Raw genomic sequence first — 12,785 nt, 5'->3', positions numbered from 1 at the left:
GTGGTGTTCTCTGACACACTACCACTCTCTAACAAAAAATATCGCGATCGCGGCCTACGGCCGCTTATCAAAAAGAACCCCGCCTAAAAAGGCGGGGTTCGTCAGCAATCTGAAGCGCAGGTGATAAACCTGCGCTTTCCCATATTTTTGCTTTTTTACGGTAAGAACCCTAGATGACTTATCTGTCTTTCGGGTCTAACGCATCGCGTAAACCATCGCCGACATAGTTAAAGCAAAACAGTGTCATCACCATAAAGGCCGCAGGGAAGAGCAATTGCCAAATCGCGAGTTCCATCGTTTGAGAACCCTCTTGCAACAACGCCCCCCAACTGGTCATCGGCTCTTGCACCCCGAGTCCCAGGAAACTTAGGAATGATTCAAACAAAATCATATTGGGCACAAGCAAGGTCGAGTAAACCGCAACAATACCGAGCACGTTTGGCACGATATGGCGCGTAATAATATGGCGTGTACTCACCCCTGAAACGTGTGCGGCTTCGACGAACTCTTTGCTGCGTAAACTCAGGGTTTGACCACGAACAATACGTGCCATATCTAGCCACGCAATACAGCCGATAGCCACGAAGATCAGAACGATATTACGGCCAAAGAAGGTAACCAATACAATCACGAAGAACATGAATGGAATAGATTGGAGGATTTCGACTAAGCGCATCATGACAGCATCCGTGCGGCCGCCAATAAAGCCTGATGTGGCACCATATAGAGTACCAATCAACACCGCGACGAGTGCCCCCATGACACCGACCATAATCGAAATGCGTCCGCCCATCATGGTGCGGGTAAACAAATCACGTCCTAGCGCATCGGTACCAAACCAATGCCCTTCCATACCAAATGATGGCGCAGCATGGATAGCATACCAGTCGGTCGCATCGTAGGCATAGGCACTTAGGTGTGGTCCAATAATCACACTAAGACCAATCAAAAACAGGATGACCAAACTTGCCATCGCCGCACGGTTGCGTCGAAAACGCACCGCAGCATCTTGCCATAAGCTTCGACCCTTCACATCGACTTGTTCAGAGAAGCTCTCGAGGGCGTCAATATTTTCTTTTTTCGTCAGCATTATGTCACCCCTAGTAACGGATCTTAGGATCGATATACGCCAGCAGGATATCGACGATAGCGTTAAACAGAATGGTGAGCGTACCAATTAAGATGGTGCAGCCCAGTACCAGTGAATAGTCGCGGTTAAACGCTGCGTTCACGAATAACTTACCGATGCCAGGCAACCCAAAGATGGTTTCAATCACAACCGAACCGGTAATAATCCCCACAAACGCAGGCCCCATGTAGGAAACAACCGGTAGCATCGCCGGCTTAAGTGCATGCTTAACAATAATTTTGGGGTAGCTCAGCCCTTTCGCGCGAGCGGTACGAATGAAGTTACTATTCAAGGTTTCAATCATGCTGCCTCGAGTAACACGCGCAAATGTTGCCACGTAAAGCAGCGACATGCCTATCATGGGTAGGATCATGAATTGCCAGCCACCACCTTGCCAGCCACCAGCAGGAAGCCAACCGAGATTAATCGAGAAGATATAAATCAACACTGGAGCGAGAACAAATGATGGCATTACCACCCCAAGCATGGCTGTCGACATGATGGCATAGTCAATCCAAGTGTTTTGCTTGAGTGCCGCAATGGTGCCAATCGTGACCCCAAACACTAAAGTGAACAAAAACGCCAATGCGCCGATTTGGGCAGAGACTGGAAATGCCCCCGCGATCAGTTCGTTCACCGAGAAATCGATGTATTTAAATGAGGGACCAAAGTCACCCTGTAAAATATTGCCAAGGTAGGTGGTGTATTGTTCGAACACCGGCTTATCCAAGCCATACTTAGCATTAATGTTGGCCATTACCTCTGGGGGTAACGGACGCTCACTTGAAAAAGGGTTGCCGGGCGCAAACCGCATTAAGAAAAAGGAAACAGTGATCAATACCAACAAAGTTGGAATGGCTTCCAAAATTCGCTTAGCGATAAATTTCAACATAGCTGTACCGTATCGTTTTGAGAATCACAGCGAGCGCTATCTGAATAGACCTCACAGACAGCGACAGCCAGCCAAGGAAGTCGCCGATGGCGACTCCCTTAGTTAGCTGTGAATCAGGAGTTTATTCCGCTTTAATGTAAAGATCTTTAGAGTAGATCTTCTCTTCAGCGTTATTCGCAGGGAACCCGCCCACTTTAGGGCTAAGGAGACGCGCTTTAACATACTGATAGATAGGCGCGATAGGCATGTCTTTCGCCATTTGCGCTTCTGCGTCTAGGTACAGTTGCTCACGCTCAGCATCGTCCGTGGTTTCCATCGCTTTTTGCATGATGGCATCGTAGGCTTTGCTGTCGTAATGCACACCGCCTGATGTATTGGTACTGCGCATCAATGTTAAGAAGGTAGAGGCTTCGTTATAGTCACCACACCAACCTGCGCGTGCCACATCAAAGTCACCTTCATCCTTGGTGCTCAGGTAGGTTTTCCACTCTTGGTTATTGAGTTCTACATTCACACCCAGCTTGTCTTTCCACATTTGACCAATCGCAACGGCCAGTTTTTTGTGGTTCTCACTGGTGTTGTAGAGCAATGAGAAATCAAGTGGATTACTTTCGTCAAAACCGGCTTCCTTGAGAAGACGTTTTGCTTCTGCATCACGCTCTTCTTGGGTCATTTTCGCATAAGCCGGTAACTCTGGTGAGAAGCCCGCTGTAATTTCCGGCGTGAGGAAGTAAGCAGGCTTTTGGCCTTGGCCCAGTAGCGCGTCAGTCACGACATTACGGTCAATGGCGTAAGACAAGGCTTTACGAACACGAACATCATCAAAGGGCTCTCGCTTGGTGTTAAATATGTAATAGTAGCTACACAGGTTACCAACGATCGAAAGATCTTCAGGGTGCTCCTGTTTAAGACGACGGAAATGCTCGTTGGGAATTTCATACGTCATATCAATCTCACCGGCCAAGAAACGATTCATTTCCGAAACTTGGTTTTCAATGGGTAAGAAAGTCACTTTATCTAACGTCGTGTTTTCATTATCCCAATACTGTTCGTTACGCTTGAGATCAATGCGCTCATTGATTACCCAGTTATCAACGACATAAGCGCCATTACCCACAAAGTGCTCGGGTTTTGTCCACTGATCGCCATACTTCTCAACGACTTTTTGGTTGACTGGCTTCATGGTGGTATGACCCATCATTTTCACCAAATAAGGCACCGCGGTATCTAAGGTGACTTGCAGGGTGTGATCGTCGAGCGCTTTCACACCCAAAGTGTCTTTGTCTTTGGTGCCATCAACAATGTCTTTGGCATTGAGCATATGGGTATAAGCGACATACCATGAGTATGGTGACGCGGTATTCGGATCGACAACACGTTTAAAGCTGTATTCAAAGTCGTGTGCGGTGACAGGATCGCCGTTTGACCACTTAGCATCCTTACGCAAGTAAAAGGTGAACACTTTGTTGTCTTTGTTTTCCCAGCGCTCTGCGACCCCAGGGATCACATTGCCGTCGGCGTCTTGGTTAACCAAGCCTTCCAGCAAATCACGAATGACGTGAGATTCAGGCACGCCTTGAGTCTTGTGCGGGTCGAGTGAAGCGACTTCTGCACCATTACCACGAACCAACTCTTGCACTTCAGCAAGTTTCGGCTCACCAGCAGGCGCTTCGGTTTTCGTTTCAGGGCTCGTTTGGGAGGTTTGTTTTTGCTCTGGTTCACCACATCCTGTAAGAGCCAGAGATAGGCCAGCGCCCATAAAGAGGGTTCGGGTGATCGTGTTTAGCTTCATCGTGTAACTCCATAACAATCGCTATATGCATCCGTGACAATCAACACAGGGGATAAAGCGTCCTTCGTGCCTAAACACGTATTGCTCACCGACCTGTGCGGATTAATGGCAAAACATTACCAATCAGCGCTGTGTTTTGCCACAACACTGAAGTATTTTGCCATAAAACGGCAATAAAAACTCATATTTAACTAGATAAAAACATAGAATAAGAACATTGCGCTGGTAAGAGCTGGAGCAGATAGCACTTTATTCACAGAAAGAATAAAAAAACCGAATAAATTTCCATTTATACTGTTTCTGCGTACTGGCTAGCCATTTGCGGCTATCATTCCGCTCGAAAAACGGACAAACCGCTATGACACTATTTATCTGCAGACGATCACACTCAGCTCAAACCCGAAAATGTTACTCATATGTAAATGATGCCACTAAACGCTATTTGTCAATAAAACTCAACCCTAACGCTTTACCATAATGTCAGAGAGGTACCACGGTCACAAAACAACCGCTCTCAGCGCTGATAGGAGCGACCAAATAAATAACATATTCATCAATATGTTAGTTAGGAGCAGTGAGTCTTCACCTCAGCCTAGATATAAAAAAGCCAGCGAATTTCGCTGGCTAGGTCAAAGAAATCAAACTCTATTTTTTGGCTTCATCGGTTTCGAAAGCGGGATGGTCCTCCTGAGCCGAGTCTCTATCCTGATCGTATAAAGAACGCCCTTCTTCCCGGGCTTTTTCCATTTGTGGTACTGCGTCGTGGATCATTTCTTTGATTTTCTTATTGCTATAGCGCTTGTGCTTCATTGTGTCCTCCTGAACAAGTAGCCATTCGGCACAGACACTCAAACTAAGGCGATTGGAGCCCTAAAAGTCGTTTGAGTACAAACCGCTTGTGCAACATTTAAGCTACACCTTTGTCACAGGAAAAGCAAAACACTGTCAATGGATACTCCACCGCGCGTTATCGACCGCTTACCGGATTGTTTTAATAACATTAAATGATAATAAGTCTCTGTTTAGACGAAATACCAATATCGTTGCTTTTTTGAGCAAATAAGATTGTTATTCGATTACATCTAGCCCATCATACACGTGATGGTGAGTTGTTCCCGACACCATCACAGTTTTCACTTCCGACAAAGAGCTACAACTGACAATGAGACCACAAGGTTCAACCTCTCGCCCACTGTGCGCGCGCGTTCGTCATGGTTACAACCCAAATAAGGGCAAAAAACCACAACGCGACAGCTAACAGTTGCGATTGAAAGTAAATAATTAATAGCCTCCCTTGGAGGCTATTTTTTTATCCAAAAATACCGACGCCATACCTTGCGATGTCGCTGAGCTCGGTTACTATGCAGCAACGTGCAACAATAGGGACATTGATGCCATGGCAACCTCGGTCAACCATCGCTACAAAATTTCTGAACTGGCAACACTCTTTGGCCTGTCACATCGAGCCATTCGCTATTATGAGGCTGAAGGATTAATCGCGCCTGAGCGTAAAGGTCAGCAGCGCTTATATCGATATCAAGACTATTTGCGCCTGTCTCTTATTGTGAGGGGAAAACGCCTCGGCTTTTCTTTGGCAGAAATGAGAGAGCTTTTTGAACTGTACGACGCGGAAAAAAACACACCGCGCGCACTCCAACAAATGATTCAAGCCATTCAGCAACGTCAACGTCGCTTGCAGCAACAACAAGAAGACATCCAAGCCATCATGGACGAGCTCAATCGCGCCGAAACTCAGTGTTATCGTCAACTCAGCAAGTGGAGTCGCCAACCGTCTTCATAAGCGTCATTGCAGAATAGTACAAAAGCTCATACATTTGCGTCGCAAAATGCGACTAAACCGATTCTACTTGTCTTAAAAACACCGGCTTCCCTTGTCCTTACTAGGATACATGGGCATTTAGAAAAGTAGGCACCCCTTTTGCAGTATCTAGATTACTAGACCGATTTATTTGCTCGTCAGGGGGTGCATTATGGCTCAATCTACACCGATTTTGTTTAACGACCGCCACATTCTACCTGGAGGTAGAATTCCGCTTCGTATCCCTGCGGGTAATGCGCTGAATACGCTCGTATTCGCCATGAAGCATGGGTTACCGTTGGGCGTGTGTATGGCGGACAGCAACAGCCAATGGCAACACACCAATATTGGCACCTTTGTCGATATCGAAGACTTCACCACCAGCCAGGAAGATGGATGTTTAGTTGTCACCGCCCGCGGCACTGCACGTTTTTCAATCCAAACTTTTAACCAACAACAGAGCGAGATGCTGTTTGCTTCTGTGCGTGCACTGCCTCGCTGGCCCGATTGTCAAGTAGACGACCAAAGCCAACCCCTTGTCGAGCGATTACAGTCGATGTTTGAACGGTATCCAGAGTTGCAAAAAATGCACCGCCAAACCGAGTTTTCTAACCTGAGCTGGCTGTGTCAGCGTTGGCTCGAATTGCTGCCACTTCCTACTACAGAGAAACAGCAGCTGATGGCCAACAACTCTTGTGGCACCACGCGGGATTACCTTCTTAGCATGATGCACGATCCGCATTAACGCGGCCAAACAAACGGAAAAGCGGTGACGTGTCGAGCGTCACCTCTTTATCCCCCTATTTTTAGTGCTGCCTTGCGATTTGGCCTATTCACTTGATTTGGTGATTTTATAGGCAAGGGTAACCACCACAGTTACCCTTTTTTATTGCCAATTCACAAAACCCTGCCCTGACTTTTACACTTTCGGTCACTTATTCAGTAAACTCAGCGTTTACGTACATAGCACATCGAACGGTTACTCATGACCTTATCGCCTCTTTCTGATCGAACAACCCGCATTGTCGCCATCGGTGGCGGACACGGACTTGGCCGCGTGCTGTCGGCGCTAAGCGAGCATGGCAGTCGTGTCACAGGCATAGTGACTACCACAGATAATGGCGGCTCGACGGGCCGTATCCGTGCTTGCCAAGGCGGGATCGCATGGGGAGATATGCGTAACTGTCTTAATCAACTCATCACGGAACCGTCTGTCGGCTCCATGCTATTTGAGTACCGCTTTAAAGGTAAAGGGGAATTAAACGGTCACAACCTCGGGAACTTGATCCTAACCGCATTAGATAACCTGTCGGTTCGTCCGCTCGAAGCCATTCAGTTGATCCGAGATTTACTAAATGTAAAAACACATATTCTCCCTATGTCAGAGCACCCTTCTGATCTCGCAGCGTTGACCGCAGATGGGGAGACGGTGGCTGGGGAAACCCATATTGATGAGCTTCCTCAACCACCCTCAAGACTATTCTTATCACCGACAGTGCCTGCGACTCGCGAAGCCGTTGAAGCGATTGAGTTGGCGGATGTCATTTTGATCGGACCGGGAAGCTTTCTGACCAGCGTCATGCCCCCATTACTGGTTCCTGAACTCAGTCGCGCTCTCAAACAGAGCCAAGCCAAAATCGTCTTTATTCGTAACCTAGGTAAAGAGTTGGGGCCCGCCGGCGCGATGCCCTTGGCAACCATGCTGACATGGTGTGAACGAGCGATGGGCGGACGAGAAATCGACTGGGTGTTGGGTGAAACGGCAGAGGCGAGTTTAGCTGAGCGTTATCAACAAAAAGAGGCCCAATTGGCCTCTTCAAATCACAGTTGGCGTCATGACAGAGACAAGCTACGTCAAGCTATTGATGAAGTCCTGCTCAACAGCTAAGTCTCGGTAAGTCGAGGCTGTGCCGCGTAGCATATCGGTCAGCTCGTCCAAATGGTGTGACATCCACTCATCTTGTCCTTGACGGACACGAGATTCGCACTCACGGGCCATTTCCGCTAAATCGTCTGCGCCAAAGCTAGCGGCGCTGCTTTTAATCGCATGACTAATTTCTCGTACCTGTTCAATCGACGGTGAGCCTGAAAGCTGAGAATGATATTGGGAAAGCTCATCGCTGAATACCGTTAAAAGCACGGTGACAGTATCTTCCCCTACTTCCAAAGCCAGTCGACGTAATGTTTCAGTGTTCACTGTGGTGGCCATACATCCGCTTCCTATCATTAATTCGCCGCAGTTTTTTGCCAAGCTTGTAATTTTCTATAAATGGTCGAGGGGCTAACTTCCAATAATCCTGCTGCTTGCGGAATGTTGCCATTACAGGCATCAATCGCAACTTCAATGGCACGTTTTTCCGTTTTCCACAGCGGTTCGATATCCGATTTACTGATTGCAGTCAGGTTATCATCACTCTGTTCGCGTGCCGTCAACGTTTGCAGTGCCACCTCTGACCGAGTGTTCGGATGGGACGATGCAATTTCGACACCAGATGCGCGCGCGAAAGGAGGTGGAAGCATTTCGGCAGTGACTTCCTCACCATTGTGCAGCACCACTATATTGCGGATTACGTTCTGAAGTTGGCGAACATTTCCGGGCCAATCATATTCAAGCAGTTGTTTTACAACGGCGTCATTAAAGCGACAAAAGTCTTTCCCTTCCTCGGCAGAAAACAGCGCCAACAGAGCATTGGCAATTTCTAGAACATCACTGCCTCTGTCTCTTAATGGCGGAAGCGCGAGAGGGATCACATGGAGTCGGTAGTACAAATCTTCACGAAACTTTCCTTGCTGAACCTCTAACCAAGGATCCCGGTTTGTGGCGCACACAAAACGGACATCCACTTTTTTTACCTTGGAAGAGCCGACTTTTTGAAACGTGCCGGTTTGGATAAATCGCAGCAATTTGGATTGCAAATCCAAATCCATTTCGCAAATCTCATCCAAGAACAAGGTGCCGCCATCCGCTAACTCCGCTGCCCCATCACGCTCAGCCGCTGCACCTGTAAACGCGCCTTTCACGTGACCAAATAGCTCACTTTCAATCAAGTCTTTGGGAATCGCCGCACAGTTCAAGGCAATAATGGGTTTATTGCTGCGCGTACTTGCCGCATGGATGGCTTCGGCACACACTTCTTTACCCGTGCCACTTTCCCCGGTAATAAAGACGGTGGCTTTACTGGGCGCCGCCGATTCTATAACTCGATAGACCGCTTGCATGGGTAAACTGCGACCGATGAAGCCATGATATTCTCCCTCTTGCCGTTCAGACTGGGATTGACTCGCTACTTTTGGCTTGAGTGATTTATTCACCGTCACCCTAAGTTGATCTGCTTCACACGGCTTGATCAGAAAATCGTTGGCGCCATTGCGCATCGCATCCACCGCCGCGTCAATAGACCCATGCGCGGTCATAATGATCACGGGTAAACTTGGCGCGTTCGCACGGACATGAGCCAATACGTCGATCCCCGACATATCCGGTAAACGAAGATCGAGTATAATTAGCGCGAGCTGATCACCCTGTTGTGCAAAGAAATTCAGCGCTTCCTGACCCGTCCCAACGATCTCTACCTCCACATCAAGTGGGTTTAGGTAAGATTTGTAAAGGGCAGCCACTGACGCGGTGTCTTCTACCATCAGTATGCGTTTACTGTGTGATAGTGTTGGCATTTGTCCTCCGAGGGTGGCGTCTCGCATCCCATAATCGATGAAATTGTTATGCGTCACGCTCATAATAATTGCGCGAGCGTATGCGAAATGCGTTGCATTATGCAATCACATTTGCAGTTTAATGATAACAACTCACTAAAACCACACGGTTTGTCCATGTAAAGCCGCATTATAATAGTTGGCACGCTGAATGCATAACAGAGGATGACCCTTTTGGGGTCACCTAGCCAACTGACGTTGTTTGTGAGTACATGCTCACTGAAACACTACAGCCAACCTGTCGTTTTAGGTTGGCTTTTTTTTATTTAGCTATTCGCGATAAACTGCTCTCGCAGCACTTGAATTTGATCGCGTAATTGTGCCGCGCTTTCGAACTCTAAGTTTTGCGCCGCTTCATACATCTGTCCTTCCAGCTTCTTAATTTGAGCATCAATGGCTTGAGGCGATTGCAGTGTATAATCTGCATCCGGCTCTGCCACAGCGCGAAGCGACTTCATGGCTGGCTTACCTTTCTTCACGCGTTTACCCGCCGCCATTTCCATCACATCCATGACTTTTTTGTTCAATTTCTGCGGGGTGATGCCATGTTCATTATTATAGGCAATTTGTTTAGCTCGACGCCGCTCGGTTTCATCAATCGCCCGTTTCATCGACTTTGTAATACTGTCGCCATATAAAATCGCTTTACCGTGGAGGTTACGCGCCGCCCGCCCGATGGTTTGAATCAAAGAACGCTCAGAGCGCAAAAAGCCTTCTTTATCGGCATCCAAAATAGCGACCAGAGAGACTTCTGGCATATCGAGCCCCTCACGAAGCAAGTTGATCCCGACCAATACGTCGAACTCCCCCAAGCGTAGGTCACGAATGATTTCCATACGTTCCACCGTATCAATATCAGAATGAAGATACCGAACACGAACGCCATGCTCTTGCATATACTCAGTCAGATCTTCGGCCATGCGTTTGGTGAGCGTGGTCACTAACACCCGCTCATCGCGCTCTCGGCGCGCTCGAACCTCAGAAAGCAAATCGTCGACCTGCGTCGCGACAGGCCGTACCTCAATCTCAGGATCAATCAGGCCGGTAGGACGCACTACTTGATCAATCACATCTCCCGCGGACTTCTCAAGCTCATAATTACCCGGCGTTGCGGAGACATAGACCGTTTGCGGTGCCAGGGCTTCAAACTCATCAAATTTTAGCGGGCGATTATCGAGTGCTGATGGTAACCTAAAGCCATAATCCACCAGGGTTTCTTTTCTTGAGCGGTCGCCTTTAAACATTGCCCCGATTTGAGAGACAGTCACGTGCGACTCGTCGATAATCAAAAGTCCATCGGCAGGCAGATAATCGAACAGCGTCGGAGGTGGCTCACCCTCAGCGCGTCCACTCAGATAGCGCGAATAGTTTTCAATTCCTGAGCAATAACCCAACTCGTTCATCATTTCGATATCGAACTGCGTCCGCTGAGTAATGCGCTGCTCTTCAAGAAGTTTGTTATTGTCGAGTAGATACTTTTTCCGCTCAGCAAGCTCCACTTTGATTTTCTCGACCGCATCCAAAATCCGCTCTCGTGGTGTGACATAGTGCGTTTTGGGATAAATCGTACACCGCGGAATATCTCTGGCACTGACTTGGCCAGTTAAGGGGTCAAATACGCTAATGGTTTCAACTTCATCATCAAATAGCTCAACGCGGATGGCATCTTGATCAGACTCGGCGGGGAAAATATCAATGACTTCACCGCGCACCCGAAATGTGCCTCGCTCAAACGCGAGATCGTTGCGCGTATACTGAAGCTCGGCGAGCCGCTTTAAGATAGTACGCTGATCAAGCAAGTCGCCTCGGCGAATATGCAGCATCATTTTTAAATAGGAATCGGGATCCCCCAAACCATAAATAGCTGACACAGAGGCTACGATTACCACATCACGTCGCTCCATCAGCGCTTTTGTTGCAGAGAGTCGCATCTGCTCTACGTGATCGTTTATTGATGCATCTTTCTCAATAAAAGTATCGGTAGAGGGTACATAGGCTTCCGGCTGATAGTAGTCGTAGTAGGAAACAAAATACTCAACCGCATTATCAGGGAAAAACTCTCTCATCTCGCCATAAAGTTGCGCCGCTAATGTTTTGTTAGGGGCAAGAATCATGGTCGGACGATTAAGCTCTGCAATCACATTCGCCATGGTGAAGGTTTTTCCCGACCCCGTGACCCCTAACAAGGTCTGATGTGCAAGCCCAGCTTCCAACCCCTCACATAATTTATGGATTGCTTCAGGTTGATCACCGGATGGTTGGAACGAAGAACGAAGAGAAAATGTTTTACTCATCAAGCTATCCTTTTGGGCCACAAGCCAATCACGCTATTGTCCGGACTCACTTTATCGAGTCAATCTGTCGAGCCATTTTACCAAAGCGAACGACAAATCGATCTTTTTTATCCATAAACGTTGACCTTAAAAAACGACCTAGATAGACTGTCTTTCCGCTTTAGGAAATCCCCGCTAAAGACACTTTCAAAACGCCAATATCTAGGCGAAGTCACCGCCTTTTTTCGATAATCTATCCCCGCTATTCACTTATCGCTTGTTTTTTAGACTGTGCATAAGCATACATCAGGCCGTACTCTCACAACGTTCATTCTTAGGAAAAAAACACCAATTTTCATTACCTTAACCAAAAAATATAAATGGATTGATTTTCGCCGCACGCATAAAATCAACACCATAGTGACTTCCTCAAGATCTGCACACACACTTATCCACAGAATTTGTGGGTAACTCCGTAGAAGCCTTGTGCACTCTGCCTTCTCACCAGTCAAGACATACCATACAAGCCAAAGATGGAAAACTTGCCGTTTTGCACGAATTGTCAACATATAGCGTTCACCTTTTCAACACTCAGTCAAAAAGGTCAAAATTCTTCACTGCATCCCGTTGACACCCCTAAATCTGCTCGCTAAGATTCGCCCCGCTTTCAAGGCAATTCCCCCTTAGTTCAGTTGGTAGAACGGCGGACTGTTAATCCGTATGTCGCAGGTTCGAGTCCCGCAGGGGGAGCCACTTTTGTGAGAAATTATGCGTTTCGCATTGCCTGTATCATTTCTGCTACGCAGAATATGTCGCAGGACTAGGCGTCCCCGTTGAGTCCCAAAGGGGAGCCACTTTTCACCATATGGTGGAAGTTATTGTTGAAAAGCAATTCCCCCATAGTTCAGTTGGTAGAACGGCGGACTGTTAATCCGTATGTCACTGGTTCGAGTCCAGTTGGGGGAGCCAATTTTGTGTCCAATGACAGATTTAGTTATTCAAGCTAGTCGTTCCGCTATGCGGAATATGTCACTGGGCTGGGCGCCCCCGTTGAGTCCAGTTGGGGGAGCCAATTTTGTGTCCAATGACAGATTTAGTTATTCAAGCTAGTCGTTCCGCTATGCGGAATATGTCACTGGGCTGGGCGCCCCCGTTGAGTCCAGTTGGGG

The 12,785-nt window shown here is 47.7% G+C and carries 10 protein-coding genes and 2 tRNA genes; 5 read left to right on the top strand and 7 right to left on the bottom strand.

The window, feature by feature from the left end; all coding sequences use genetic code 11:
- Window positions 1-178: 178 nt before the first annotated feature.
- The 4 genes from oppC to BGK46_RS17660 all read right to left on the bottom strand — a co-directional run bounded on the left by oppC (window position 179) and on the right by BGK46_RS17660 (window position 4,623).
- Window positions 179-1,090: an oligopeptide ABC transporter permease OppC gene (gene oppC / locus BGK46_RS15895; protein ID WP_069590927.1), complete on the bottom strand. Its 912-nt coding sequence runs from the start codon at window positions 1,088-1,090 to the stop codon at window positions 179-181.
- Window positions 1,091-1,100: 10 nt separating this feature from the next.
- Window positions 1,101-2,021 carry an oligopeptide ABC transporter permease OppB gene (gene oppB, locus BGK46_RS15890; RefSeq protein WP_069590926.1) on the bottom strand — a complete coding sequence of 307 codons (921 nt, stop codon included), beginning with the start codon at window positions 2,019-2,021 and terminating at the stop codon, window positions 1,101-1,103.
- 121 nt (window positions 2,022-2,142) lie between these two features.
- Window positions 2,143-3,813 carry an ABC transporter substrate-binding protein gene (locus BGK46_RS15885; protein WP_069590923.1) on the bottom strand — a complete coding sequence of 557 codons (1,671 nt, stop codon included), beginning with the start codon at window positions 3,811-3,813 and terminating at the stop codon, window positions 2,143-2,145.
- A 645-nt stretch (window positions 3,814-4,458) separates the two neighbouring features.
- Window positions 4,459-4,623 (bottom strand): hypothetical protein, encoded by a 165-nt coding sequence (locus tag BGK46_RS17660; RefSeq protein ID WP_157893162.1) that lies wholly within the window; start codon window positions 4,621-4,623, stop codon window positions 4,459-4,461.
- A gap of 586 nt (window positions 4,624-5,209) precedes the next feature.
- On the opposite strand from BGK46_RS17660, the gene BGK46_RS15880 reads away from it, so the two are divergent.
- The 3 genes from BGK46_RS15880 to BGK46_RS15870 all read left to right on the top strand — a co-directional run bounded on the left by BGK46_RS15880 (window position 5,210) and on the right by BGK46_RS15870 (window position 7,520).
- Window positions 5,210-5,614 carry a MerR family transcriptional regulator gene (locus BGK46_RS15880; protein WP_069590921.1) on the top strand — a complete coding sequence of 135 codons (405 nt, stop codon included), beginning with the start codon at window positions 5,210-5,212 and terminating at the stop codon, window positions 5,612-5,614.
- 190 nt (window positions 5,615-5,804) lie between these two features.
- The gene (locus tag BGK46_RS15875; protein ID WP_069590919.1) at window positions 5,805-6,377 is read left to right on the top strand and encodes an LON peptidase substrate-binding domain-containing protein; all 573 of its coding nucleotides are present in this window, start codon (window positions 5,805-5,807) and stop codon (window positions 6,375-6,377) included.
- Between the two features lie 240 nt (window positions 6,378-6,617).
- Window positions 6,618-7,520: a YvcK family protein gene (locus tag BGK46_RS15870; RefSeq protein ID WP_084781533.1), complete on the top strand. Its 903-nt coding sequence runs from the start codon at window positions 6,618-6,620 to the stop codon at window positions 7,518-7,520.
- On the opposite strand, the gene BGK46_RS15865 is transcribed toward BGK46_RS15870, so the two are convergent.
- The 3 genes from BGK46_RS15865 to uvrB all read right to left on the bottom strand — a co-directional run bounded on the left by BGK46_RS15865 (window position 7,482) and on the right by uvrB (window position 11,637).
- The gene (locus tag BGK46_RS15865) at window positions 7,482-7,841 is read right to left on the bottom strand and encodes an Hpt domain-containing protein (protein WP_069590917.1); all 360 of its coding nucleotides are present in this window, start codon (window positions 7,839-7,841) and stop codon (window positions 7,482-7,484) included. The two genes, BGK46_RS15870 and BGK46_RS15865, sit on opposite strands and share 39 nt — an antisense overlap.
- 17 nt (window positions 7,842-7,858) lie before the next feature.
- The gene (gene luxO / locus BGK46_RS15860; RefSeq protein WP_069590914.1) at window positions 7,859-9,304 is read right to left on the bottom strand and encodes a quorum-sensing sigma-54 dependent transcriptional regulator LuxO; all 1,446 of its coding nucleotides are present in this window, start codon (window positions 9,302-9,304) and stop codon (window positions 7,859-7,861) included.
- Window positions 9,305-9,609: 305 nt separating this feature from the next.
- Window positions 9,610-11,637: an excinuclease ABC subunit UvrB gene (gene uvrB, locus BGK46_RS15855; protein WP_069590912.1), complete on the bottom strand. Its 2,028-nt coding sequence runs from the start codon at window positions 11,635-11,637 to the stop codon at window positions 9,610-9,612.
- 656 nt (window positions 11,638-12,293) lie between these two features.
- On the opposite strand from uvrB, the gene BGK46_RS15850 reads away from it, so the two are divergent.
- Window positions 12,294-12,369 (top strand) — tRNA-Asn (locus BGK46_RS15850).
- Window positions 12,370-12,509: 140 nt separating this feature from the next.
- Window positions 12,510-12,585 (top strand) — tRNA-Asn (locus BGK46_RS15845).
- Window positions 12,586-12,785 lie beyond the last annotated feature (200 nt).

It is taken from the genome of Salinivibrio sp. SS2, from assembly GCF_001722075.1.
GTDB classification, from domain to species: Bacteria; Pseudomonadota; Gammaproteobacteria; order Enterobacterales; family Vibrionaceae; genus Salinivibrio; species Salinivibrio proteolyticus.
The sequence above is the reverse complement of the archived record's forward strand: the minus strand, read 5'-3'. Positions and strand labels throughout refer to the sequence as shown.